Raw genomic sequence first — 25,644 nt, 5'->3', positions numbered from 1 at the left:
GCGGGTCGCAAGGCCCATCGTCGATACACATCCTCTGAGGGGAGGACACCATGTCGCATCGTAGAAACCTGCTGACGGCGAGCATCATCGCCGGACTCTGCTGTTTCACCGGAACCGTGGCCGCGCAGGACACGGCCGCACCGGCCAGGCCGCAGACCGCCCAGGAGAAGGAAGACGCCGCCAAGGCGGCCCAGCTCGAGGGCATCACCGTCACCGGCATCCGCGCCAGCCTCGAGAAATCGCTGGACACCAAGCGGAACGCCGACGCGGTGGTCGAGGCCGTTACCGCCGAAGACATCGGCAAGTTCCCGAACACCAACGTCGCCGAAGCGATGACGCAGATTCCGGGCGTGGTGATCGATCGCCAGTTCGGCCAGGGCGACCGCGTGTCGATCGACGGTACCGATCCCAGCCTCAACCTCACCTTCCTCAACGGCCAGCCGATCTCGCAGACGCCGTGGCAGTACGGTGCGCAGCCGAACCGCGGTTTCGACTTCACCATGCTGGCGCCGGAAATCGTCGGCCGCCTGGAGGTCTACAAGTCGCCCGAAGCGCGTCTGCCGGAAGGCAGCCTCGGCGGCACGGTGCTGCTGCACACGCTGCAGCCGCTCGACCTGCCCGCGAACACGATCCGCGGCTCGTTCGGTCTCAACTACAACGACCAGGCCACACCGGGCACCCGCCCGAACGGCTCGGCGCTGTACAGCTGGAAGAACGACAGCAACACCTTCGGCGTGATCGGGTCGATCCAGCATTACGAGGAAAAGATCGACCGCCAGGGCTTCGAGATCTTCAGCTACAGCCCCGTGTCGAAGTGGGCTTCGAGCCCCGCCGTGGCCGCAGGCATCGCCGATGGCTCGCTCGACCCGAACGCGAAGGTCCCCGATGAAGTGAACTCGGCGTGGTTCCAGCAGAAGCGCAAGCGCGACACGGCGACGCTTGGCTTCCAGATCCACCCGACGAGCAACTGGGACATCGACATCAACAACCTGTTCGTCCGCGAGAACTTCGACAACTGGAACCAGTCGCTGTATCCGTTCACCGGCGCCACGCCCGGCAACGTCACCAGCTTCAACCAGGGCCCGAACGGCGTGGTCACGGGCGGACACGTTTGCGGCAACGACACGGTGGGCTGCCCGGCCATCGCGCAGGGCACGTTCGACAGCAACATTCGCAAGTCCGTGGTGCGTACCGTCGCCCACGACTTCAAGACCACCTTCCGCGGCGATGGCTGGAAGCTCGGCGGCGCTGCGGGTTACAGCAAGGCGGTGAACAACAACATCTCGCAGGCGGTGATGGAGCCGGTGTATGCCGGCGGCTACACCTGGGACATCAACAAGGGCTTTGCCTTCGATAACCCGGCCGCCGCGCGCGATCCGGCCAACTGGCACATGGGCGACGTGGACGGCCTCGGCGGCTGGCCGGGCAACTACGGCGACTATTCGGCCCGCGCGCGCGACACCTATGCGCAGCTCGACTTCTCGAAGTACTTCGATTCGTTCTTCAACGAACTGGCCTTCGGTTATCGCTGGAACCGTCACGAGGAAGGCATGCAGGCGCATGTCTACGGCGGCAACGCACCGACAAACCTAGCCGACCTCGGCTTTGGCGGCTTCACCGACACGCTCGACGCTTTCGGCGGCGCGCTCGACGGTTCGTCGAGCCACGTCATGCCGGATCGCAACGCGCAGTACGCATGGGTTCGCAACACCAACGGCGGTAACGAAGACCCGGGCACGTATCTCAACGGCACGTACAAGCTGGTCGAGAAGACCAATGCCGCGTACCTGCAGGCGAACTTCGCCGGTGGCGACTTCCACGGCAACGTGGGCGTTCGCTATGTCGATACCAAGACCGACGGCACTGGCTTCAACTACAGCGGCGCGCCGGTGCTTCCGGCTCCGGCCGGTTCCTGGCAGACCTCGTCGAAGACCACTAAAAACTGGCTGCCCAGCCTGAACGTGGCCTACGACCTGGCCGAAGACGTGGTGCTGCGCCTGGCAGCGGCGAAGGTGATCGCGCGTCCGCCGTACAACATGCAGGTGAATAACCTGTTCCTCAACGACTCGGTGCTGACCGGCTCTGGTGGCAACCCCAACCTGAAGCCGTACGAATCGAAGAACTATTCGCTGTCTGCCGAGTGGTACTTCGCACCGCAGTCGTACATCGCCCTCACCGGCTTCTACAAGAAGATCCAGAACTACACCTTCGTCGATTCGGAGCCGGAGACGCAGTTCAACTCGGGTCTGCTCAACGATCCGACCACGTTCGCGCGGCAGGTTGCGCAGGGTCTCTGCACCCCGGATGGCTTCTGCACGTACAGCATCAGCCGTCCGCGCGATACGGGGTCGGGGAAGGTGCGCGGCGGAAGCCTGAGCTACCAGCAGGCCTTCTGGGATACCGGCTTCGGCGTGACGGCGAACTACACCTACGCGAAGGGCACGCTCGATTCCGGCGGTTCGCTGCCGTACAACTCCAAGAACTCGTACTCGGTCAGCCCGTACTACGAAATGGGGCCGTTCAGTGCCCGCATCACGTACAACTGGCGCGGCAAGTACCTCGCCGGCGGCTACATCGCCGGTGCGCCGCCGGCCACCACGGCGGACTACGCCGATCTCGGTGCCACCCTTGGCTGGAAACTCAACCAGCAGGTGTCGTTCACCCTCGCGGGTATGAACCTCACCAACGAGAAGTACAAGCAGTACCTCGGCACGACCGCCATGCCGGTCGCCAAGTACACCACCGGCCGTCGCTACATGGCATCGGTGCACTTCGACCTCTGATAAAGCGTCACGGATGCGCGGCCAAGGACGGCCGCAAACGCAACCCTCGAAGCTCCATTCCCCTCGGGCCCGTCAATTCCTCGACCGGGCCCGTTTTTTTTCCCGCAGGGAAAGCGGCACAATCGAACGATCACCGATACGACAGGAACCCTGGATGCGTCGATTCCTCCTTCTCGCCGTGGCCGCCAGCCTCGGCGCCTGCGCCACTTCGCCGAAGCAAACCACGGGCACTGTCGACAACGCGCCGCTCTCGCTCATCCCCATGCCCGCGCAGGTGCAGCGCACACCGGGCCATTTCCGGATCGCGGCGGACACGAAGATCGTCGTGGCACCGGGCGACGTTCAGGCCAGACGCGTCGCGGGGCAGTTGCAAGGATGGATTCGCCAGGCGCGTGGTCTCACCCTCGACATCGTCGAAGGCAAGGCGGGAAGCGGGGGCATCGCTCTGGCGACCGAGGCCGCGGTCAAGGGTCGCGAAGCCTACACCCTGGATGTCGGCAGCGCCGGCGTGCGGATCGCCGCGAACGACGAAACCGGTCTGTTCTACGGCGCGGTGACGTACTGGCAACTGCTGACCGACCCCAACGCGCGCAACGGCGTGCCGGGCGTGCACATCGTTGATGCGCCCCGCTTCGAATGGCGTGGCCTGATGCTCGACTCGAGCCGGCACTTCCAGTCCGTAAGCGAGATCGAGCATCTGCTCGACCAGATGGCCATGCACAAGCTCAACACGTTCCACTGGCACCTCACCGACGACCAGGGTTGGCGCCTGCAGATAGAGAAGTACCCGAAGCTCACCGAGGTCGGCGCGTGCCGTAAGGCGGTCGGTCCGGACGTGGCGCTCACCGGTGGCAAGGACGAACCGTATTGCGGTTTCTACACTCAGGAGCAAGCGAAGCAGATCGTGGCTTATGCGGCCGAGCGTCACATCACCGTGGTACCGGAAATCGAGATGCCGGGACATGCGCAGGCCGCAGTGGCGTCGTATCCGAAGTTCGGGGCAGGCGGCAAGAAGCTCGCGGTGTCTTCGGACTGGGGGGTGAACACCGCGTTGTACAACGTCGACGATGGCACCTTCACCTTCCTGCAGGACGTGCTCGACGAGGTGATGGCCATCTTCCCGTCCACGTACATCCATGTGGGCGGCGACGAGGCCGCCAAGGACGAATGGGAGCGCTCGAAGACGGTGCAGGCGAAGATGAAGTCGCTTGGCATCGACGACGAGGAGAAGATGCAAGGCTGGTTCATCGCCCGCATCGGTGACTATCTCGACAAGCACGGACGCCGCCTGATCGGCTGGGACGAGATCCTCGACGGCAAGGTACCGGCCAGCGCTACCGTCATGTCGTGGCGTGGCACCGAAGGCGCCATCAAGGCCGCGAACGCGGGGCACGATGTGGTGCTGGCGCCCTCGCCCACCCTCTACCTCGACCAGTTGCAGTCCTCGCTGCCCGACGAGCCGCCGGGTCGTCCTTCCGGGCAAACGTTGAAGACGATCTACGACTTCGATCCCGTGCCGACAGCCATCGCTCCCGACAAGGCGAAGCACGTGCTCGGTGCCGAGGCCACGCTGTTCAGCGAATACCTGCCGAATTGGTATCGCATCCAGCATGCCGCGTTTCCGCGCATGGCGGCGCTGGCCGAGCGCACGTGGTCGTCCAGGACCGACTGGCACGGCTTCCTCGCGCGCTTGCCCGTTCAGATGTCGCGCTATCGCGCGGCGGGCATCGTACCTGCCGACAGCGCGTTCGCTGTCGCCATCGCCGACGAACCCGCCATGGGCGGCAATGCGAAGGTCACGCTGTCCAACCAGACGGGCTACGGCACCCTGCGCTACACCACCGACGGTTCCGCGCCGACGCCGCAATCCACGGCATACACGGGGCCCTTCGAGGTGCCGCTGCCGACCACGGTGCGCGCCAACGCATTCGACGGCCAGTTCGGTCTTGCCGGCCCGCGCGACCGCAGCATCGATGCGAAATCGCTGCTGCGCCGTACCAGCGACGAACTGGACATGTGCGGCAACAAGCTCGTGCTCAGACTGGAATCGCCGCAGGCAGTGGACGGACAACGCCCCGTGTACAAGGTCGACATCATGGACACCTGCTGGATGTGGAAGGGGGTGAAGCTCGATGGCCGCTACGGCATCGCCGTGACCGTGGACCGGCTGCCGTACAACTACGCGCTGTGGAAGGACGTGAAAGGCATCGTGTCACGCAAGGCGCGCACTGCGGCCGGCGAGCTGGAAGTGCACCAGGACACCTGCGACGGTCCGAAGCTCACGACCATCCCGCTCGCGAAGGCGAAGGACGGCCGCGCCACGCTCAACGGCATCCTGCCCAAGCGCGAAGGCACGCACGATCTCTGCTTCGTGATCACCGGCAAGCCAGGGCCGAAGCTCTGGGTGCTGGGCGACGTACAGTTGCGCTGAGGCGTTTTTGGGGTGCGGCGGCGACGGGTTTGTCCGCTGCCGCTTTCTGTGGGAGCCGCTTCAGCGGCGATGGGTGCTCGCGGCAAGCGTGCCCGCTGCCGCGGGATCGCCGGCACAGCCGGCTCCCACAACATCCCCTACACCGCGTGGGAGCGCATGTCCGCCTTTCGCTGCAGCGCGCTTCGCGCCTCGCGCTCGTCGTCGCCTTCCAACGGCGTCAGCGTCACGAACTTGCCCGCCACCATCGCCGCCAATGGCACGCCATCGCGGATGGCGATGCGGTTGCCGAGCGTCGCGGGCACCTTGGCTCCGGCGAAGACGGTGCCGACCAGGTTGAGCGGATCGGTGCCGGCGATGCAGACGATCTCGCCGTCGTGCGCGCGGTGGCGAATCTGCCGCAGGGCAGGCAGCGCCTCCGGCAACGCGAACTGCTCGCCCACCAGACCGTCGACGAAGCGGCCGCCGCGGATCTCGCCGCGTGCCTCGAGGCGGTGGTACACACGGCGCAGGTCCCGCCACGGCGGCAGCCACGCGGCTTCCCGTTCCAGGATGCGCCAGCTCACGACGCCGTAGCGGCGCAGGAGCGTGCGAGCGATGTGCTCCAGCCCGTCGGCATCGTTGCGCTGCTCGCTCGGCCGCCGTGCGAGCGACCATCGACCGGCGTCTTCGATACCGCTGAGCATGTGCCGCCGGGTGCGGCGGTGCCGGCTGCCGTTCCGCTTGGAGGCGGGCAGCAGCAAGGCTCGCAGGCCCGCAAAGCTGTCCGCCGTGACGCGTCCCGCGGCGACCAGTTCCCCGAGGGCGTCTTCCAACTCCGTGCGTAGCAGGCGCGTCGCGGACGCGAGCTCGTCGAAGAACGAGGCGCCGTCGTCGCGCAAGGCATCCGCAACCGCCTGTGCGCGTGAAGACAGCGACACCTCGTCGCCCGCGACGGGCGCGGCCGCGGACCAGACGGGCAGTTGTCGCCGCGGCAGCAGCACGATCGGCGTGGAACGCACAGGGCCCCCACTGCCGGTGCCCAGGCGCAGGCGGCTCCAGACCACGCGGCCGGCGCGACAGAGGTCGTCCAGCCAGCCGATACCATAGTCGTTCACACGCGCGGGAAGCAGTTCCGATTCCCACGCGCCGGCTGCGGCCTCGTAGCCTTCCAGCTGGCCGATCACTCCCGCCAGTGCATCGGGGCCGGACACCTGCGTCGCACGCGTCACGTGTTGCCAGTCGAGCAGGAAGCGATAGAAGTCGCGGCGTGCCACGGGTTCGATCTCGCGCCGCAGCCGGCCGATGGTGTACCGATGGATACGGGCAAGCAGGTGTCGTTCGCACCATTCGGTGTCCGTTGCCCCCGGGGAGAACGCGCCGCGCATGACGTAGCCTTCGCTTTCGAGCGAGGTCAGCGCCAGGTCCACGTCGGCCTGCGCCACGCCCAGGGACGAGGCGATCTTGGCCGAAGGCACAGGCCCCAGACCACCCAGCCGCCCCCGAACGATGTCGAGCAGAGCCGACTCCGCCGTCCAGGCCTGTGCTTCGAATTCCGCCGGCGCCGCAATGGCTGGCGTCATCGGCAGGCCGGGCCGCACGGCGCGCCAGGCAGGCAGCCGTTCCGCGGCGACCCACAGCGGTGCTTCGCGGTCGCCAAGCCGCGTGGCACGCGCGTCGCTCGACAGGGCGGCAAGCAACTTCGCCCAACCCGGATTGGCCTGCACTTCGTCGAGGGTGATGGCGCCCAACTGGACCAGCGCCTCGTGCATTTCGTCGGCACTGCGTGCCTCGGGCCATGCCTCGCCGCGCACGGCCTCGATGGCTTCCGCATCGAGGCGGCCCAGATCGTCCGGACTTTCCGCCTCGTTCCACCGGCGCGACTGCACGGCCTGGGTGCGGCGCTCTTCCAGGGGAGCGTCGTCGAGGAAGGCGTAGGGCGCCGCGTTGAGGATTTCCGAGGCGAGCGGCGACGGTGTGGCGAGGTCGCGCGCCACCATCGCGATGGTGCCCGACTCGAGTCCGCGCAGCACGTCGAGCAGGCCCTCGCAGTCCATGGCCTCGTGCAGGCAGTCGTCGAGGGTCTGCTTCACCAGCGGGTGGTCCGGCACCTCGCGTTCGCCCACGAGGTTCTCCGCGCAGGCCACCTGATCGGGGAACACAGTGGCCAGGAGATCCTCGCTCTTCATGCGCTGCAACTGCGGCGCCACCTTCTTGCCGCCGTTGAACCGCGGCAAGGCAAGCGACGTGGTGGCGTTCCAGCGCCAGCGCACGCCGAACAGCGGTGCGTCGAGCAACGCCTGGATGAGGACGTGCTCGGCGGAGTTGGAATGCAGGTATCTCGCCACCTCGTCCAGCGGAAAGCTGTGGCTGGTGGAGAGCGAGAGCACGATCGCGTCTTCCGTGGCCGCGGCCTGCAACTCGAAATTGAACTTGCGACAGAAGCGCTTCCGCAGCGCGAGCCCCCAGGCACGGTTGATACGGCTGCCGAAGGGGGTGTGGATGATCAGCTGGGTACCGCCTGACTCGTCGAAGAAACGCTCCATCACCAGCGTCTCGCGGGTGGGCAGTGCGCCCAGCGCGGCACGCGCGCGGAACAGGTAGTCGACGATCTGCTCCGCGGCCGCCTTCGCCAGCGACAGTTCGTCCACCAGGTACGCCAGCGCGGCCTCGCGTCCACCTTCGTCGAAGGCGGCGGAGAGCTCCGAGCGCAGACGGGAGACGCCCACCGACAGCTCGTTCGAACGGCCCGGCGCTTCGCCCAGCCAGAAGGGGATGTTCGGCGGCGCACCCTGCGCGTCTTCCACGCGCAGGCGGCCCGCTTCCACGCGCAGGATGCGATACGACCGATTGCCGAGCTGGAAGATGTCGCCGGCCAGGCTTTCCACGGCGAAGTCTTCGTTGACCGTGCCGACGATGGTCGCCTGCGGCTCGAGCAGGACGTTGTAGTCGCCGGTGTCGGGAATGGTGCCGCCCGAGGTCACGGCCGTCAGGCGCGCGCCGCGCCGCTCGCGCAGGCGCCGGTTCACCGCGTCGCGATGGATGTACGAGCCGCGCGGTCCGACGCGCGTGGTGAAACCCTCCGCGAGCATGCGCACCGTTTCGTCGAAGGTCTCGCGCTTCAGCGCGCGGAACGGGTAGGCGCGCCGCACAAGATCGAACAAGGCGTCTTCGTCCCATTCCTGGCAGGACACCTCGGCGACGATCTGCTGCGCCAGCACGTCCAGAGGTGCTTCGGGAATCGTCAGCGTGTCCAGTTCGCCACGGCGCACGCAGTCGAGCAGGGCGGCGCATTCCACGAGGTCGTCGCGCGAGATCGGGAAGAGCCGTGCCTTGGGCGTGCCGCCCACCGAGTGTCCCGCACGACCGGCGCGTTGCAGGAACGCGGAGATCGAACGCGGCGAGGCGATCTGGCACACGAGGTCGACATCGCCGATGTCGATACCCAGTTCCAGCGATGCGGTCGCGACCAGCACGCGCAATTCCCCGCGCTTCAGGCGTTGCTCGGCGTCGAGACGCTGCTCGCGCGACAGGCTGCCGTGATGGGCGGCAACCGCATCGTTGCCCAGCCGCTCCGAGAGGTGTCGTGCCACGCGCTCGGCCATGCGTCGCGTGTTCACGAACACCAGCGTGGTGCGGTGTTGTTCCACGAGGTTGCCGAGCCGGTTGTAGACCAGCTCCCACATGTCGTTCGACATCACCGGTTCGAGCGGTACCGGCGGCACTTCGAGCGCGAGGTCGCGCCGACGCGTGTGGCCGATGTCCACGATGGCGCAGTCGTCGCGCTCGCTGCCGGTGAGGAAGGCGGCCACCTTCTCGATGGGCTTCTGCGTGGCGGAAAGGCCGATGCGGGTGATGCGCCGCTGGGCGATCGATTCCAGCCGTTCCAGCGATACCGCAAGGTGGCTGCCGCGCTTGCTTGCGGCGACGGCGTGGATTTCGTCGACGATCACTTCGCGGATGTCGCGCAGGATGGCCCGGCCCGATTCCGAGCCCAGCAGCACGTAGAGCGATTCGGGCGTGGTCACCAGGATATGCGGTGGCCGCCGCTTCATGCGTTCGCGGTCGGCGGCCGGCGTGTCGCCGGTACGAACGGCGGTGCGGATCTCGAGATCCGGCAGGCCCCGCTGGCGCAGTTCCTCGCGGATGCCGGCCAGCGGTGCCTCGAGGTTGATCCGGATGTCGTTCGACAGGGCCTTCAGCGGCGACACGTAGAGGATCGTGGTGCGATCGCGCAGACCGCCCTGCTCCACGCCCTCGCGCACGAGCACGTCGATCGCGGAAAGGAACGCGGTCAGCGTCTTGCCCGAGCCGGTCGGCGCCGCCACCAGCGTGTGCCGGCCCGAGCGGATCGCCGGCCACGCGGCCACTTGGGCTTCGGTAGGCCCGGGAAAAGCAGCCGCGAACCAGGCGGCCACGGCAGGATGGAAGGCGGCGAGCGGCATCGACTTTTGTGAATTCATTGAACCACTTAAGTGGGGGCTGGCAGCGCTGGAGGCAAGCGGCGAGCGTACTCCCTCTCCGTCTCGCGGGTTGCGATAACCGCATGACTTGGCGATGGTGGGCACCTCTCCACCCGCGCCGAACCATGACCATGTCCGATATTGCCCGTCGCAGCGCCCTCGCCCTTGCCCTTGCCGCCGGCATTGCCGGCTCCGCCCATGCAGCAGAGCCAGTGGAGCGTCCCTGGATGGACCGCTCGCTGTCGCCGGACCGGCGCGCGGATCTGATCGTCGCGGCCATGACCGACGACGAAAAATTCCGCATGATCCGCGCCGACTTCGGGCAGGTGAAGGAGAAGGGGCCGAACCCGCCCGGTGCGTTGAACGGCGCGGGCTTCATTCCGGCCATTCCGCGTCTCGGCCTGCCTTTCCTCAACGAAACGGATGCCGGCCTCGGCGTCACTCGCGACGGCTCCGATCACAAGGGCGCCATCTCGCTGCCTGCGGGCCTGGCCACGGCGGCCAGTTTCGATCCGGCCGTCGCGCATGCGGGTGGCCGCATGATCGGTGGCGAGGCGCGTGGCAAGGGCTACGACATTCTGCTGTCCGGCGGCGTCAATCTCACGCGCGATCCGCGCAACGGCCGCAACTTCGAATATGCGGGCGAAGACCCCGTGCTGGCCGGCACGATCGTCGGTGCGGCCGTGAAGGGTATCCAGGAGCGCCATATCGTGGCGACGGTGAAGCACTTCGCTATCAACGACCTCGAAACCGGCCGCAACACGTTGAGTTCCGACATCGATCCCGTGGCGCTGCGCGAGTCCGACCTCCTGGCCTTCCAGCTCGCTATCGCCAAGGGCGATCCCGGCTCGGTGATGTCCTCGTACAACCGGATCAACGGCACCTATGCCGGCGAGCACGACTGGCTGCTCAACAAGGTGCTGAAGCAGGAGTGGGGCTTCAAGGGCTACGTCATGTCCGACTGGGGTGGCGTGCACAGCGGAGCAAAGGCCGCCCTCGCGGGACTCGATCAGGAATCCGCCGGCGAAACCTTCGACAAGGAGGTGTACTTCGACAAGCCGTTGCGCGCGGCCCTCGCCTCCGGCGAGTTCCCCAAGGCGCGGCTGGACGACATGGTGAAACGCATCATGCGTACCTTGTTCGCCCACGGCATTCTGGATGACGCGAAGCGCGATCCCGTCGCGTACGAAGCGGATCGCATCGTGGCGCGCAACGCGCTCGAGGCGGGCGCGGTATTGCTGCGCAACGAGGGCGGCCTGCTGCCGCTGGCGCGCAAGGGCCAATCGGTGGCGATCATCGGGGGCCACGCGGACAAGGGTGTCCTCGCCGGCGGCGGCTCGTCGGCCGTCGCGGATGTGGCCGGCGATCCGGTGCCGGGCCTCGAGCCGACGGGCTGGCCGGGTCCGGTGCGGTACCACGCTTCCGCGCCGCTCGAGTTCATGCGCAAGCTCGGCGGCAAGGTGAGCTTCGATCCGGGTACGGATCCCGCCGCTGCTGCGAAGGCCGCGGCCGGTGCCGATGTCGCCGTGGTATTCGTCACGAAGTGGGCGGCGGAGTCGTTCGACACGCCCGACCTTGCTCTGCCCGACAACCAGGACGCGCTCGTGGAAGCGGTGGCGAAGGCCAATCCGAAAACCGTAGTGGTGCTGGAAACCAACGGCCCGGTGAAGATGCCCTGGCTGGATCGCGTGGGCGCGGTGATGGAAGCCTGGTATCCGGGCTCGGGCGGCGGCGAGGCCATCGCGCGTCTTCTGTACGGTGTCACGGCGCCGTCCGGTCGCCTGCCCCTGAGCTGGCCGAAAGATGAGGCGCAGCTGCCGCGTCCGGCCATCCAGGGTGCGGGCCTGAATTCGAAGGCGAAGCCGGCCGACAACGTGGACTACAACATCGAAGGCGCGGACGTCGGTTATCGCTGGTTCGAGAAGACGAAGCGCGAACCGTTGTTCGCCTTCGGCTACGGCCTGGGCTACACGAGCTTCGCGTACAGCGACTTTGCCGTGGACAAGGATGCGAAGGGCAACCCGGTGGCCCATGTCACGGTGAAGAACACCGGAAAGGTGGCCGGTGCCGACGTCCCGCAGATCTACGTCACCGCATCTGGCGCGGCGACGCGCCGCCTTGCGGGCTGGGCGAAGGTCGCCCTGAAACCGGGCGCCAGCCGTCGTGTCGACATTCCGCTCGAACCGCTGGCACTCGCACGCTACGACGACAAGGCCGGCCGCTGGCACGTCGCGGCAGGAAGCTATTCGGTGAAGCTGGCGCGCTCGGCCACGGACGTGGCCGGGGAAAAAACGGTGACGTTGGGCGAGAGCTTCCCCGTCGTAAAGGCCCCGTAGCCCGCGATACCCTCGCCTACATGCCCGCTGTCGCGGGATCGCCGGCATAGCCGGCTCCCACACAAAGCAGACCGGCTTTTTGTGGGAGCCGCTTCAGCGGCGATGGGTGCTCGCTACACGACGGCCCGCTGTCGCGGGATCGCCGGCATAGCCGGCTCCCACACAAAGCAGACCGGCTTTTTGTGGGAGCCGCTTCAGCGGCGATGGGTGCTCGCGACACGACGGCCCGCCGTCGCGGGATCGCCGGCATAGCCGGCTCCCACACAAAGCAGACCGGCTTTTTTGTGGGAGCCGCTTCAGCGGCGATGGGTGCTCGCGACACGACGGCCCGCCGTCGCGGGATCGCGGGCGTGCACGCGGCCGCTACGCGGCGCACGCACAATGCGCTCATGACCTTACGAACCTCCCTCGCCACCGCTGCCGTCTTGCTTTTCGCCGCCCCGGCGTTTGCCGATCCGCCCGACTTCGATCGCCCCGGCGCGGGGTTCGCGACCACCGTATTGCCCGCCGGCACGCTGGCGCTGGAGCAGGGCCTTCCCACCTACGAACGGCAACGGCAGGACGGGTACCTCGACCGTACGTACACTGCCGACAGCCTCATTCGTCTCGGCCTTGGCGGTCCGATCGAATTGCAGGTGGGCGGTTCCGCATGGAACCGGCTCGAGGAGCGTGGCGCGGGTTCCCGCCGCCACGCGGTGGGACATGGCGACACCAGCGTCGGCATGAAGTGGGCGCCCGAAGGCTCCGCCGATGCGGGCACTTTCAGTTGGGCCGCGCTGGGTACCGTCACCTTCGCCAACGGCGACAAGGACTTCGGGAACGGCGCCCGTGAGGTGAGCCTGGGAAGCACCATGCAATGGAAACCCGACGACGCGAAGCAGATCACGCTCTTCGCCAACCTCGACCGCCTCAAAGGCCGGAACACGTGGACGCTGGCACCGACCTTCGGCCGGAAATTCGGAGAGAACTTGCTTGCCTACGTCGAGACGGACGTGATCCACGATGCCGAGGACGGTAACGAGCTCCAGGCAGGTGGCGGCATCGCTTATGATATCGGCGACCACGTTCAACTGGACGCCTACGCCCTTCACCGCATCGGGCGCCACGGCCCGTCGATGCTGGCAGGCCTGGGCATCTCGATGTTCTTCGGCAGGAAAGGCTAAAGCCCAAAAAAACATGGCCCTCTCGCTCACGCGGAGGGCCATGGCGACCGTCCCTGGGTCCAGTGGCCTGGGCCACCAACGCGGCCCGGCAATGCCGGCGCGGCGTCACCGCCGATGAAGGGGGGATCGATCCTGTAACTAGGGACGGACGGCTTCCTGCCGTCGGATCGGTCATCGGCGATTTTTTAGCCACGCCCAGGTGACGGGCGGGCATGGACCTCATCTTCCGTAGGTCGGCCGCTGACGGATATAGGAGAAATCTTAAATTTGGTTCGGATTTACCTTCATCGACGATGAAGGCGCGAATCAGGCGGGGGCGCGCGTCGACCGCGGCTCACGGCGGGCGCCGGAGCGGGAATGGTCGACATGCTCCTGCCGCGGCGGCTTGCTGGGTTGGGGCACGAACACACCCCTGCTTGCGAGGCTGCGCAACTGGGCGCAGTCGGAAGAGCCGTAATCCCGTTTGCCTGGTTCTCGTTGCATCGTGTTCTCCTGCCGCGCCTGTCCCTCCGCGAACCGACAGAGTGGGCGCGGGAAGGGAAATTTTCGGTGGCACGGGGGTGAACGTTCCGTGACAGTTCTTCACATCTGTCAGGGCGATAAAACAGTTAAGGCGGTGTGGAGGCTGGTGGCGCCTTTCCAGGCATGCGCTGGATCAGTTCGGTGTGGAGGCTGGTGGCGCCTTTCCAGGCATGCGCTGGATCAGTTCGGTGGCGAGGCCTTCGTAGTTCTCATCGAAGTGATGAGAACCGGGCTTGCGGAATACCTCAACAAAGGACGGAAGCTTCGGATCGGTGCAGCCGCTGTCGTCGGCATCTTCCGCGCCGTAATAACAAGCCATGGGCGGCTTGCCGCCCAGCGCGGCGATCGGGGGCATGGCATCGCTGTGCACCACCGGATTCAGCCATTGCAGGAGGTTGTGCGTGTGCGTGGTCCACCAGCCCTGCTGCATGTAGCCCTCGAGTTCGATCTCGAAGTTCACGTCGCGGCTTGCCGACAGAAGCACCAGCTGGCTGAGCCGCGCCCGGTTGTCCGGCCGCAGCTTGCCCACGATCGTCGGAAGCACATCGGCGCCGAACGAATAACCGATCAACAACACCCGCGACTTGTTCCACTGCCTGGTGTAGCGGTCGAGCAGGCCGTCGAGGTCGTGCGCGGATTCTTCGGGCGAACGGTACCGCCAGAAATACTTGAACGTGCTGACGCCGGCGACGGGGATGCCCCGTTCGGTGAACACGGCCCCGAGACGCTGGTCGAGATCCCACCAGCCTCCGTCGCCGGAATAGATGACGACGAGCAGATCTTCCTCACCCGCCGGCGCCGGCCGGAGGGCCGGCAGTTCGACCGTGGACTTTTCCATCGACGCGTGCGTCCACGGATGCCATGCGAGCAACCCCAGCACGAGCAGTCCCAGGATCGAGAACAGCACCCAACGGAAGATTTTTCTCACAAGTGGCTTCATCGACGCACCACGCCGCCGAGGCCGCCGGAGATGAGGCTGGCGACGTTCGCCAGCGCCAGGGGCAGCGCGATGCCTCCAGGCACGGCGATATAACGCGGTTCCCATTCCGGGTCGAACTTTTCCTTGTACCGATGCAGGCCGCGGAAGTTGTAGAAGCGTTCGCCACGGCCGAACACGATGGCGCCGAACCGGCTCCACAGCGGCGCGGTACGCCGGTTCTGCAGGCCCGACAACGGGGCCATGCCCAGGTTGAACCAACGATAGCCTTCGGCTTTCGCCCAGACCATCAACTCGATGAAAAGGAAATCCATGATGCCGGACGGGCCTTCGGGAAGGTGGCGCATGAGGTCGACGGACGCTTCTTCCTTCGTCGCGGTGACGAAGACATTCGCGAAGGCTACAGGCTCGTCGCCTTGCCACACCACCGCCATGGGCGTGCGGAGCAGGTAGCGCTCGTCGAACAGGCCAAGCGAGAAGCGCTTTTCGCGCACCTTCTTGTCGCGCAGCCATGCGTCGGAAATCGTCTTCAGTTTCGGAAGCAGGGCAGGCACGCCTTCGATCGGCACGATCTCCATGCGCAGGCCCTCGCGGGAGAGTTTGTTGACCGTGCCGCGCAGGGTCTTCTTCGACTTGCCGTCGAGGTTGAAGTCGGCAAGCCGAACGCGGGCCTCCTCGCCGATCTTGAGCAGGTTCATGCCCACTTCCAGGTAGAGATCCAGATCGCGCGGGCGCACCTGGTAGAACAGCGGCCAGCCACCGGCGCGCTCGCAGTGCTCGCGGAAGGCCCACACCAGTTCCCGGCGCGCGTCTTCGTCGGTGCCCACCGGATCGCCCATGGCCACCCAGCTCCGGCCTTCGACGTCATACATGATGAAGGCCCGGTCGTCCGGCGCGAACATCAGCATCTTGTCGCCCACGAGGGCGAGGTGGGCCTGGGCGGAATCGAAACCCTTCACCAGCGGCATGGCGCGTGCCAGTTCCGCCTCGCCGGGAAGCGCTCGGCGCGGTCGTGCCGGCCGGATGAGGTTGGCCAGTGCGAACAGCATCACGACGGCCGTGGCGCCGACCAGCGCACGAAGCGCGCGCGGCGCGCCGCCATGGTGGAAGCTGAACTCCCACCAGAGGTTGTTGCTGTATTCGACGTGCTTGAAGCTGAAAAACACCAGCCAGGTGGCGCAGGCCAGCACGGAGGCAATGGCCAGCACCCAGCCGGGCGAGAACGTGGCCCGGAACAGCGAGGCCCGCCGGTAGAAATGACGGTGGGCGGGCGCCAGGGCCAGGGCCAGCAGGGAGAGCAGCGTCGCTTCTTCGTAATCGATGCCTTTGAGCAGCGAGAAGATTGCGCCGAGGATCAGGAGCACCAGCGTGAGCACGTAGGCGGCGTCGAGCCGGCGCTGCAAGCCGCGGGCGAGGATGAGCAGCAGCATGCCGACCACGCTGGAAAGGAAGTGCGACACCTCCACCAGCGGCAGGGGCACGAATCCGCGCAGGATCTCCATGCGGCCGGGGATCGCCAGGGTGGCGCCGGAGAAGAGCAGCACCGCGCCGCTGACCAGGGTCAGCCCGGCGAAGAAGGGCGGCAGCAGGCTGCTGAACCACGGGGTGATGAGCGCGGCATGGCGCAGGGCGCGCACCTCGCGCCAGATCACCAGCACCGTGGCCACGCCCAGCGGCAGCAGGTAGTAGACGAGGCGGAACGCGGCCAGCGAACCGAGAATCGGTGCCTCCAGCCCCTGGTTGCCGGTGGCCCCGAAGCCCGCGAGCATCACGGCTTCGAAGACGCCCAGGCCGCCGGGTACATGGCTGATCAGGCCCGCCATCTGGGCCAGCACGAAGATCGCCAGGAAATGGCCAAACCCGCCCGCTATCGCTTCCGGCATGAGCACGTAGAGCACGCTCGCGGCCAGACCCCAGTCGAACGCGCCGATCAGGATCTGCCGTGCCGCCACGGCGGGTGTCGGCGCGTTCACCGACCAGCGCCAGATCCGCACCGGACGCCGTACCGCCACGGCGATCGCGAACCAGGCCAGGGGAACGACGAGCAGGAGGATCGCCAGCGGAATGCGCAACCCGGACAAGGGCACGTCGGGCGGGATGGGCACCAGCAGCAGCGTGGCCCCGGTCAGTGCGGCCAACCCGAGCCAGAAGCTCAGGGTGGTGTAGAGAACCACGCGCGCCACCTCGCCCGTGGTCAGTCCGGCCTGGACGTAGAAGCGGTAGCGGATGGAACCCGAGACCAGCAGCGACATGCCGAGGGCGTTGGAGAACGCGTAGCTGATGAAGGAGATGAAGGCGACGCGCGGTGCGGGCAGGCGTTTGCCGACGCTGGCCAGCCCGAACCAGTCGTAAAGCGTCATCACCGCGAAGCCGGCCGCCGTGAGCACCACGGCCAGGACGATGTCGGCGCGAGGCAGCGAGTGAACATATCCGGCAATTTGTCGATACGTGACCTCGCTGGCCATGGCATGCAGGGCCCACAGGGCGAGGCCGAGCAGCAGCACGGAAAGTAGGGGCCCGCCGACCCGCCGTAGCAGGGTCGCGTACAGGGCATGCCGCGGATCGGCAGGGTCGGTCGACGGGAGCTCCGTCAGGTTTTCGTGCTCCACGTGCGCCGTGGCTCCGATCAATCGTAAGGTCGTGTAGGTTGCCACAGCGCGCACGCATGCGGCAGGCGGCATTTTGCCCCCGCCACAGCGCGGCCCGCCGGACGAAAGGTTGAGCTAAGCAAAAGGAAAGCCCAGTGTAAGCGGTCCTTAATACCCTGCGAACTGCCGCGCTTATTCCGCGCCGGCCTGCCAGCGAGGTTCCATGTCTCTTGCCCATCCGGCCCTGCGCACCCTCCGTCAGCGCTTCAGGCCCCTGCTCTGGTTCGGTGCCGTCTTCGTCGGTGTTGCCTCCCTCGTCCGTCTGATCCTGCTGATCAAGACGCGCCACGAGGTGCCCGCCGACATCGGCTCGTACCTGTACCTGTTCGCGGTCGGATTCGGCTACGACCTGGTCACGTATATCTATTTCGCCTGGCCGCTGGTGCTGGTGCTGTGGCTGCTGCCCCGCCGGGCGTACCTTTCGCAGTGGGGCCACCGTGGCGTCTTTGCGCTGTGCGCCGTGCTGGCGTTCGCGGTGCTCTACCTCGGCGCGGCGGAACTGGTGTTCTGGGGCGAGTTCAGCGCGCGCTTCAACTTCATCGCCGTGGACTACCTGGTCTATACGCATGAGGTGGTGGGCAACATCCGCGAGTCCTACCCGATCGCCACGTGGACGGCGCTGCTGCTGGTCGCCGCCTTCGTCGTCATGGTGCTGAGCCGCCGCGTGCTGGCGCCGCGCGACGAGGGCTCCCGCTTCCTGGGACGCACCGCCGTGGTGGGGGTCTGGCTCGTGCTTACCGTGGCGGTGAGCTTCGCCGTGACCGGTGCGATGAAAGACCGCTCCAGCAACAACTACGTGAACGAACTGGCCGGTAACGGCATCTACCAGTTCTTCGCCGCCTTCCGCGAGAACGAACTCGATTACGCGAAGTACTATCCCACCCTGCCCGACGACCAGGCGTTCGCGAACCTGCGCGGCCTGCTGAAGACGCCCGACGCCACCTTTACCAGCGACGACCCGCAGGACATCACGCGCAACATCGTGGCGGACCGTCCCGAGAAAAAACTCAATGTGGTGCTGATCAGCGTCGAGAGTCTGTCCGGCGACTACGTGGAAGGGCTCGACGTCAGCAAGCACAAGCACCTGATGCCGAACCTCGACGCATTGGCGGCGAAGAGCCTGTTCTTCACCCAGCTTTACGCGAACGGCACGCGCACCGTTCGCGGCCTGGAAGCGTTGGCCCTGTCGGTACCGCCGACACCCGGCGAATCGATCGTGAAGCGTCCGAACAACGAGAACCTCTGGTCGCTCGCCGACGTGTTCAACGCGAAGGGTTACGAGTCCGAGTTCCTCTACGGGGGCTACGGTTACTTCGACAACATGAACCACTTCTTCGCGAGCAATGGCTACACGGCGGTCGATCGCAACGCCATTGCCGACAAGGACATCCATGCGGAGAACGTATGGGGTGTGGCCGACGAAGATCTCTTCACGCTGGTCATGAAGCGCATGGACGATGCCTACGCGAAGGGCAAGCCGTACTTCGGCCACGTGATGACCACCTCGAACCACCGGCCGTTCACGTTCCCGGAGGGACGCGTGAAGCTGCCCCAGGGCTCGCGCCGTGCCGCCGTGCAATACACCGACTGGGCGATCGCGGACTTTCTGAAGCGCGCGTCCACGAAGCCCTGGTTCGACGACACGATCTTCGTGATCACTGCCGATCACTGCGCCACCAGCGCGGGCAAGACCAGCCTTCCTGTAGACCGCTATCACATCCCGCTCTTCATCTATTCGCCGAAGCACGTGCAGCCCGGGCGCGTGGATCGCCTGATGAGCCAGATCGATATCCCGCCGACGCTGCTGGGCATGCTCGGATTCAGCTATACCTCGCGCTTCTACGGTTACGACCTGTTCCGTCTCGAGCCGGGCCGCGAGCGCGCGTTCCTGAGCACATACCAGGAGCTGGGTTACCTCCACGGCGACCGCCTCACGTCGCTGGTGCCGCGCATGCCGGTGAAGCAGATGCTGCCCGAACGCAGCACCGGCGATGCCACCCCGGTGGACCATCCGGACCCGGTGGATGCGAAGGCCGCCATCACGTATTACCAGACCGCGGCGTACCTGTTCACGCATGGGTTGATGAAGCGCAAACCGGCTGGTTGAAACCGGGGATGCATGTCGCTGCAAGCGGCGAAACTTTGTGGGAGCCGCTTCAGCCGCGATGGGTGCTAGCGGCAGGCCTGCCCGCTGCCGCGGGATCGCCGGCATAGCCGGCTCCCACAAAGTTGCTTCAACGGCCGGCGGCGGCCCGCTCGCGGATTTCCGCGAACGACCAGTCGCGTATCAGTTCGCCGTTTTCCCACACGGTGACCATCGCTTCTTCCCAGCCCGGGTCGATCGCCTCGACCGGCAGCGACACGGCGTCGTCGGGGAGAGGCACGGTGCGGTAGCTGCCGTACTCGCGATGGCGCAGCAAGGTCATGCGGCCCCGCTTGGAAAGCTTGCCCTGATCCGTCACCGGATCCTTCCATACGTCGCGCCAATGCCCGTCGATGCGTGCCGCGGAGCATTTCAGCGCGAACTTCTGCGTGTCGCGCGTGAGCTTCTGCAGTAACGCGCCGCCCATGCCGAAGGCGAGGTTGTCGGCCGAGTAGCCGGCGCAGGTGATGCGCTCGAGGATGGCGCGGATGCTTTCCGGGTTGACCCCGTCGCCCTGGATCACCCGCACATGGTTGAGCACGCGGTAGCCCTTGCCGTTCACCGTACTGCCGAAGGCATCGTTGAGCAGGCTCACGCAACGGTGTACCACCTCCACCGGATCGCCGGAATCCGGGCGAACCACCACCGTGGCACCCGACGCGATGACTTCGTCGCGGAGCGTCTTGCCCCAGTGCTCGGAAATGGCGTGGAAGATGTCGTAACTGTCCGACACCACCGCGACCAGCGAACCCGGCCGGGCGAACCGCTTCAGCATGTTTCGGTACGCGTCTACCTCGTGCTCCCTGCCCCAGCTGGTGATGGTGCTGTGCTCGGCGGCGGGTATGGAAAAACCTGCCATCGGTTCGCCGTAATAGGCGCGGGCGGCAAGCACGCCCGACACCGTATCGGTGCCCAGGAAGTTCACCAGGTGCGCCATGCCGCCGAGTCCGGCCGACTCCGCGCTGGACACACCACGCGCACCGAAGTCGTGCAGCTTGAACGGGATCTGTCCGGCGGGGTCGTCGGACGAGCGCTCGAGGTAGTGGAGTATCGTGCGTCGTGCCTGCCAGCTGATGCTGGACACCGTCACCGGGTACCAGAGCCGGAGCAGGAGCGTTTCCAGATAGGAAGGAAGCCAGTAAGCCGCGGGATCGGTCGATTCGATCGTCACCAGCGCCTGGTGCGTCGGCACCACGCTTCCCTCGGGAACGGCTCGGATGCGCACGGGCAGGCGGCCGCCATGGGCTTCGACGATGTGCCGCCAGCCGTCTTCGTTGAACGGCTCGCCATGGGCGGCGAAGAAGTCGCGCGCCTCGTCCACATGCGCATGGGTAACGGGGCGGCCGAGACGCGACTTCAGGATGGCCTGCAGGCCGAAGAACACCGTGCTTTCGTAGGTGCCGCCGCGCGACTCCACGTAAAAGAACGTGGCGTCGGTGCCGGGCGGGTATTGCAGCCAATGACTGGCCTTGTAGCTGTCGGTGTCGAGGATGGGGTTGTCGAGGGGAGTGCCGTGGGTCGTCATGACCCACAGCATACCCCTGGCTTACCGCCGCGCCATCAGGCGGCGGTGTCGACCAGCACCAGTTCGGCGTCGGTCGCGGCGGTGACGCGCAGCGTCGTTTCGTCGCGGATCGCCGCACCGTCGCCCTTGCCGAGCGCGATGCCGTTCACTTCGACCGAACCGGCGGCCGGCACCATGTACGCGTAGCGACCCGGGGCGAGCGTGTATTCCACTGTCTCGCCGGCCTTCACGCTGGCGCCGAGCACGCGTGCATCGGTACGGATCGGCAGGGCGTCGTCGTCGCCGGCGATACCGCTGGCGAGGGTCACGAAACGGCCGGAACGCTCGCCCTTCGGAAACGGGCGGGTGCCCCACGACGGCGCCTTGCGTTCGCCGTCCGGAATGATCCAGATCTGGAAGATCCGCGTCGCTTCCGGCTCGGCGTTGTACTCGGCGTGACGGATGCCGGTACCGGCGCTCATCACCTGCACGTCGCCCGCCTCGGTGCGGCCCTTGTTGCCCAGGCTGTCCTCGTGGGTGATCGCGCCTTCGCGAACGTAGGTGATGATTTCCATGTCCGAGTGCGGATGCGGCGGAAAGCCGGTGCCGGCGGCGATGGTGTCGTCGTTCCAGACGCGCAGCGCGCCCCAGCCCATACGCTTCGGATCGTGGTAGGAAGCAAACGAAAAGTGGTGCTTGGCATCGAGCCAACCGTGGTTGGCACCGCCCAGGCTTTCGAAACGGCGGACGTCGATCATGTGTTGCTCCCCCGGAGTTACCGGACTGGATGAGTGGATGGGTGTATTTTCCTCCTCTCCATCGTCCGTGGAGCATCGCTCACCGGAACGCATTGTTTCCTACATGCACCGATCCCATGTGGGACGGATCGGCGGTTTTCCGCCACCCCCATTGAGGTGCTTCCGGATGATTCCGTTCTCGGTGCTCGACCTGTCCCCCGTCGTTCGCGGTGCCACGCCCGGCGACGCCCTGCGCAATTCGCGCGATCTGGCCATGCATGCCGAGACACTGGGCTTCCACCGCTACTGGCTGGCCGAGCACCACAACATGACGGGTATCGCCAGCGCGGCCACGGCCGTCGTGATCGGTTACATCGCGGAAGCCACGAAGACGATCCGCGTGGGCTCCGGCGGCATCATGCTGCCCAACCACGCGCCGCTGGTGATCGCCGAGCAGTTCGGCACGCTGGCCTCGCTGTACCCGGGCCGCATCGATCTGGGGCTGGGGCGCGCACCGGGCACCGATTACGCCACCGCACGCGCGCTCCGGCGCGATCTCGGACCCAGCGACGATCGTTTCCCCGACGATGTGCAGGAGCTTCAGTTTTTCCTCGGGCCCCAGCAGCCTGGCCAGACCGTGCGCGCGGTGCCGGGCATGGACACCAACGTGCCCCTCTGGCTGCTCGGTTCCAGCCTTTTCAGCGCGCGGCTCGCCGCGGAACTGGGCCTGCCGTTCGCGTTCGCGTCCCACTTCGCGCCCGACCTCATGATGAAGGCGCTCGAGGTCTACCGCACGATGTTCCGGCCGTCGGACGTGCTGGCGAAGCCGTATGCGATGCTCGGCATCAATGTGGTCGCCGCCGATACCGACGAAGAGGCGCGTCGCCTCTTCACCTCGCAGCAGCAGGCCTTCTGGAACCTGCGGCGCGGCGCTCCCGGCCAGTTGCCCCCGCCCGTGAATTCGATGGACGGTGTATGGACTCCGATGGAGAAAGCGCAGGTGGACCATGCGCTCTCGTGCGCCGTGGTGGGCTCGGCAGATACCGTACGCGAAGGCCTGGCTGCCTTCATCGACCGCACGGCTGCCGACGAACTCATCATTACCGCGCAGATCTTTGATCACGAAGCACGCAAGCGCTCCTATACCCTCGTGGCCGAACAGCACGCGAAGCTGGCTGCCTGACACGATGCGGGTGGTTCTCGACACCAACGTCTGCCTCGACGCCTTCGTCTTCTCCGACCCGCGCACCGCGGCGCTGGTCGCGGCGATGGCTTCGGGCGCGGTGCAGGCGGTGACGCGCGCGGACTGCCGCGACGAATGGCTGAAGGTGCTGGGCTATCCGCTGTTGAAGCTGGACGATGTGCGGCGCGCGGAGGCGAGCGCGCGGTTCGATGCGCTGGTGACCGTGTTGCCGGCTACGGAGCCGGCGGCAAAACCGCCGCGCTGCCGCGATCGCGACGATCAGAAGTTCCTGGAACTCGCGGCCGCGTCGGGCGCGGCGGTGCTGTTTTCCCGCGACGCGGAAGTGCTGAAGCTCGGCCGCCGTACACGCCGCGAAGGTTTGTTCGCGATCATGAAGCCCGAGGAGTGGACAAGGTAGGGGCGCAGCGCTTGCTTTTTGTGGGAGCCGCTTCAGCGGCGATTGGGTGCTCGCCACGGCGTGCCCGCTGCCGCGGGATCGCCGCTGAAGCGGCTCCCACAGTTCAATCCGCCGGCACCAGCGCAATGAAATTGCGCAGGCTGTAGTAGCGCTCGTGCTGCGGCCACTCGACCGACGCAATGGCCTTGTGCCCAGCGGCCCACGGCTCGTTGTCCAGAAGCACCTCGACCTGCGTGCTGCCGTTGCCCACGTTGCCGTAGAACACGCGAATCCAGTGCACGTCGGCGGTGAGCGGTGCCGTGGCGATGGCGGCCTCGAGCGCGGAAAGCCCGTCTTCGGGGATCTCCATCGGGGCATCCTTCTCGCCTCGTAGCGTGAAGTCGCCGATGTATGCGGTGAACGGGCGCCCGCCGGCCGTGAGTTCGCGCACCACGAGCTTGCGACCGTTCACGACATGCCAGCACGCGGCGAGCACCACGTGGAAGTCGTTACGCGCGAAACTGTCCAGGGCATCGCGACAACCTTCCTTGCCCGCGCCGATGCCACCGAAGCTTTCCTCGATGGTGCGTTCCTCGTCGAGCACCACATCGATGTCCAGGCGGCCCATGCCGCCGTCCTTGCCCTCGTGCCAGATGCCACGGATGGCCGGGAAGTCTTCGCCCTCAGTCAGCAGCCAGCCCTCGTCGGGTTCGAGGGCCACGTTGTTGTCGGCGAAAAGGTCGATGAGGTAGTTCTCGATGAGACGGTCCATGGAGCTTCCGGTCGTGGGGAACGTGGGATTATGCGCTGCCAACCAGCCTGGCGAGTGCGACCGCGGCGGCGGGGTTTCGTTCCTTCGCCGCGGAGATGAAATAGATGAAGACGTCCTTTGCTTCGCCGTTCCGGGACACAGCGCCGGTGTGCGGCAGGTCGGCGGGATCGCCGCCTTCCGCCCAGGCACGGGCGCGCGCCGCCCATTTCTTCAGCTGGGCGGCCGGATAGCCGGTGGTCTGGTCGGACTCGCTGCGCATCAGGCGGGTGTATACGAAAGGTCCGGTGAGGTCGGCGAGGGAGGGATACTTCGGCGAATCGGTGAACACCGTCGCCACGCCGCGCGCCCTGGCAAGTTCCAGCCACCGTCCGTCCATGAAGCTCTCATGCCGCACTTCCACCGCATGGCGCAGGGCCATGCCGCCATGTTTCTCGGGCAGCAGGTCGAGGAAGGCTGCCACGTCGTCCGGATCGAACTTGCGCGCGGGCATGAACTGCCACAGCAGCGGGCCCAGGCGATCACCCAGCGCCACCGCGCCGTCGAGGAAGCTGCGCATGCGCGGTCCGGTGCCGGCCAGCGATCGCGCCTGCACGATGAGGCGGGGCGCCTTGACCGAGAAGATGAAGCCTTCCGGGGTCTGCGCCGCCCATTTCTCGTACGTGGAGGCGTCGGGCGCGCGGTAGTACGTGCCGTTGATTTCGATGGCACCGACCTTCCGGCTCGCGTATTCCAGCTCGCGCTTCTGCACCAGGCCGTCCGGATAGAAGACGCCGCGCCACGGCGGAAACACCCAGCCGCCCATGCCGGTGCGGATATGCCCGGCCGCCTCGTGGTGTCGAACGCGTTTCGTCGCCATGGTCGCGATGCTCGCAGGGGTCAGGTGGATAGTGTGTACAAGGCGGCCACCGAAAGTTTGCGCGATACTTCGCGTTCCGAGTTTCACGTGCAGCGACCATGCCGCCCATCCGAATCCTGACCGTCGACGACCATCCCTTGCTGAGAGAAGGCATTGCCGCGGTGATCGAGGGATACGAAGGTCTTGAGCTGGTCGGCGAAGCGAGCACCGGCGAGGAAGCCATCGAACGCTATCGCGAGCACCTGCCCGACCTTACTCTCATGGACCTGCAAATGCCGGGCATGGGGGGCATTGCGGCGATCGAGGCCATACGCTCCGAGTTTCCCGAGGCGAGGATCCTGGTACTCACCACCTACCGGGGCGACGTTCAGGCCCTGCGTGCCTTTCGCGCGGGGGCGCAGGGTTATCTGCTGAAAAGCGAGCTGCGCAAGGACATGCTGGCCACCATCCAGCAGATCATGGACGGCAAGAAGCGCATACCGGAAGAGATCGCCCAGGAGATGGCCGGCCACGCCGACGACGACGAACTCACGCCGCGCGAGACGCAGGTGCTGACCCATGTCGCGCGTGGCGAGGCCAATCGCGACGTGGCAGGCGCCCTGGGCATCGCCGAGGAAACGGTGAAGGCGCACATGAAAAGCATCTTGGCGAAGCTTCAGGCCAACGACCGGACCCACGCGGTGGCCATCGCCCTGCGCCGCGGCATCATCGAACTCTAGCCATCCTGTGGGAGCCGCTTCAGCGGCGAAAAGCCCACGAAGCGGAGTCGCCGTGAGGCCACTCCGCGCAGGCC

General features: G+C 66.4%; 15 protein-coding genes. 8 read left to right on the top strand and 7 right to left on the bottom strand.

Annotation, left to right across the window (positions count from 1 at the left end; translation table 11 throughout):
- Positions 1–50: 50 nt before the first annotated feature.
- The gene (locus HBF26_RS16015) at positions 51–2,783 is read left to right on the top strand and encodes a TonB-dependent receptor (RefSeq protein WP_167128715.1); all 2,733 of its coding nucleotides are present in this window, start codon (positions 51–53) and stop codon (positions 2,781–2,783) included.
- A 154-nt stretch (positions 2,784–2,937) separates the two neighbouring features.
- On the top strand, positions 2,938–5,214 hold the full coding sequence (locus tag HBF26_RS16010) for a family 20 glycosylhydrolase (protein WP_167128712.1): 2,277 nt from the start codon (positions 2,938–2,940) through the stop codon (positions 5,212–5,214).
- 137 nt (positions 5,215–5,351) lie between these two features.
- Here the strand turns inward: HBF26_RS16010 and HBF26_RS16005 are convergent, their stop codons facing one another.
- Entirely contained in the window at positions 5,352–9,635 is a 4,284-nt protein-coding gene (locus tag HBF26_RS16005) for a DEAD/DEAH box helicase (RefSeq protein WP_167128851.1), read from the bottom strand.
- Between the two features lie 143 nt (positions 9,636–9,778).
- Between HBF26_RS16005 and HBF26_RS16000 the strand changes: the two genes are divergently transcribed.
- Together HBF26_RS16000 and HBF26_RS15995 are read left to right on the top strand one after the other, a co-directional pair.
- Positions 9,779–11,989, top strand: a complete 2,211-nt coding sequence (locus HBF26_RS16000; RefSeq protein ID WP_425483007.1) for a glycoside hydrolase family 3 C-terminal domain-containing protein — start codon at positions 9,779–9,781, stop codon at positions 11,987–11,989.
- 389 nt (positions 11,990–12,378) lie between these two features.
- On the top strand, positions 12,379–13,152 hold the full coding sequence (locus HBF26_RS15995) for a transporter (RefSeq protein ID WP_167128708.1): 774 nt from the start codon (positions 12,379–12,381) through the stop codon (positions 13,150–13,152).
- 655 nt (positions 13,153–13,807) lie between these two features.
- On the opposite strand, the gene HBF26_RS15990 is transcribed toward HBF26_RS15995, so the two are convergent.
- The gene (locus HBF26_RS15990; protein WP_338039692.1) at positions 13,808–14,602 is read right to left on the bottom strand and encodes an AcvB/VirJ family lysyl-phosphatidylglycerol hydrolase; all 795 of its coding nucleotides are present in this window, start codon (positions 14,600–14,602) and stop codon (positions 13,808–13,810) included.
- 8 nt (positions 14,603–14,610) lie between these two features.
- The gene (gene mprF / locus HBF26_RS15985; protein WP_338039691.1) at positions 14,611–17,220 is read right to left on the bottom strand and encodes a bifunctional lysylphosphatidylglycerol flippase/synthetase MprF; all 2,610 of its coding nucleotides are present in this window, start codon (positions 17,218–17,220) and stop codon (positions 14,611–14,613) included.
- Positions 17,221–17,422: 202 nt separating this feature from the next.
- On the opposite strand from mprF, the gene HBF26_RS15980 reads away from it, so the two are divergent.
- Entirely contained in the window at positions 17,423–19,366 is a 1,944-nt protein-coding gene (locus tag HBF26_RS15980; RefSeq protein ID WP_167128701.1) for an LTA synthase family protein, read from the top strand.
- Positions 19,367–19,493: 127 nt separating this feature from the next.
- Here HBF26_RS15980 and HBF26_RS15975 read toward each other — a convergent pair whose 3' ends face one another.
- Together HBF26_RS15975 and HBF26_RS15970 are read right to left on the bottom strand one after the other, a co-directional pair.
- The gene (locus HBF26_RS15975) at positions 19,494–20,927 is read right to left on the bottom strand and encodes a nicotinate phosphoribosyltransferase (RefSeq protein ID WP_167128699.1); all 1,434 of its coding nucleotides are present in this window, start codon (positions 20,925–20,927) and stop codon (positions 19,494–19,496) included.
- A 35-nt stretch (positions 20,928–20,962) separates the two neighbouring features.
- Positions 20,963–21,664, bottom strand: a complete 702-nt coding sequence (locus tag HBF26_RS15970) for a pirin family protein (RefSeq protein ID WP_167029852.1) — start codon at positions 21,662–21,664, stop codon at positions 20,963–20,965.
- 166 nt (positions 21,665–21,830) lie between these two features.
- On the opposite strand from HBF26_RS15970, the gene HBF26_RS15965 reads away from it, so the two are divergent.
- Both HBF26_RS15965 and HBF26_RS15960 read left to right on the top strand, forming a co-directional pair.
- Positions 21,831–22,826, top strand: a complete 996-nt coding sequence (locus HBF26_RS15965) for an LLM class flavin-dependent oxidoreductase (RefSeq protein WP_167128696.1) — start codon at positions 21,831–21,833, stop codon at positions 22,824–22,826.
- A 4-nt stretch (positions 22,827–22,830) separates the two neighbouring features.
- A complete protein-coding gene (locus HBF26_RS15960) occupies positions 22,831–23,244 on the top strand; it encodes a putative toxin-antitoxin system toxin component, PIN family (protein WP_167128693.1) in 414 nt (137 codons plus the stop codon).
- Between the two features lie 103 nt (positions 23,245–23,347).
- Here HBF26_RS15960 and HBF26_RS15955 read toward each other — a convergent pair whose 3' ends face one another.
- Positions 23,348–23,995, bottom strand: coding sequence for a DUF6348 family protein (locus HBF26_RS15955; RefSeq protein WP_167128690.1), 648 nt, complete (start codon positions 23,993–23,995; stop codon positions 23,348–23,350).
- A 28-nt stretch (positions 23,996–24,023) separates the two neighbouring features.
- Positions 24,024–24,851 (bottom strand): DUF72 domain-containing protein, encoded by an 828-nt coding sequence (locus tag HBF26_RS15950; RefSeq protein ID WP_167128688.1) that lies wholly within the window; start codon positions 24,849–24,851, stop codon positions 24,024–24,026.
- Positions 24,852–24,949: 98 nt separating this feature from the next.
- Here HBF26_RS15950 and HBF26_RS15945 point away from each other — a divergent pair, with 98 nt between their 5' ends.
- The gene (locus tag HBF26_RS15945) at positions 24,950–25,570 is read left to right on the top strand and encodes a response regulator (protein WP_167128685.1); all 621 of its coding nucleotides are present in this window, start codon (positions 24,950–24,952) and stop codon (positions 25,568–25,570) included.
- The last annotated feature ends 74 nt before the right edge of the window (positions 25,571–25,644 follow it).

It is taken from the genome of Luteibacter jiangsuensis (genome assembly GCF_011742555.1).
Classification (GTDB): Bacteria; Pseudomonadota; Gammaproteobacteria; order Xanthomonadales; family Rhodanobacteraceae; genus Luteibacter; species Luteibacter jiangsuensis.
Note: the sequence above shows the minus strand (reverse complement) of the source record. Positions and strands in the feature narration are given on the sequence as shown.

Excerpts from the sequence above, each read along its gene's own strand:
- HBF26_RS16015 (WP_167128715.1), top strand. The coding sequence starts at position 51 with ATGTCGCATCGTAGAAACCTGCTGACGGCGAGCATCATCGCCGGACTC.
- HBF26_RS15955 (WP_167128690.1), bottom strand. The coding sequence starts at position 23,995 with ATGGACCGTCTCATCGAGAACTACCTCATCGACCTTTTCGCCGACAAC.
- HBF26_RS16000 (WP_425483007.1), top strand. The coding sequence starts at position 9,779 with ATGACCATGTCCGATATTGCCCGTCGCAGCGCCCTCGCCCTTGCCCTT.
- HBF26_RS15970 (WP_167029852.1), bottom strand. The coding sequence starts at position 21,664 with ATGATCGACGTCCGCCGTTTCGAAAGCCTGGGCGGTGCCAACCACGGT.
- HBF26_RS15950 (WP_167128688.1), bottom strand. The coding sequence starts at position 24,851 with ATGGCGACGAAACGCGTTCGACACCACGAGGCGGCCGGGCATATCCGC.
- HBF26_RS16010 (WP_167128712.1), top strand. The coding sequence starts at position 2,938 with ATGCGTCGATTCCTCCTTCTCGCCGTGGCCGCCAGCCTCGGCGCCTGC.
- HBF26_RS16005 (WP_167128851.1), bottom strand. The coding sequence starts at position 9,635 with ATGCCGCTCGCCGCCTTCCATCCTGCCGTGGCCGCCTGGTTCGCGGCT.
- HBF26_RS15960 (WP_167128693.1), top strand. The coding sequence starts at position 22,831 with ATGCGGGTGGTTCTCGACACCAACGTCTGCCTCGACGCCTTCGTCTTC.
- HBF26_RS15995 (WP_167128708.1), top strand. The coding sequence starts at position 12,379 with ATGACCTTACGAACCTCCCTCGCCACCGCTGCCGTCTTGCTTTTCGCC.
- HBF26_RS15945 (WP_167128685.1), top strand. The coding sequence starts at position 24,950 with ATGCCGCCCATCCGAATCCTGACCGTCGACGACCATCCCTTGCTGAGA.
- HBF26_RS15975 (WP_167128699.1), bottom strand. The coding sequence starts at position 20,927 with ATGACGACCCACGGCACTCCCCTCGACAACCCCATCCTCGACACCGAC.
- HBF26_RS15965 (WP_167128696.1), top strand. The coding sequence starts at position 21,831 with ATGATTCCGTTCTCGGTGCTCGACCTGTCCCCCGTCGTTCGCGGTGCC.
- HBF26_RS15980 (WP_167128701.1), top strand. The coding sequence starts at position 17,423 with ATGTCTCTTGCCCATCCGGCCCTGCGCACCCTCCGTCAGCGCTTCAGG.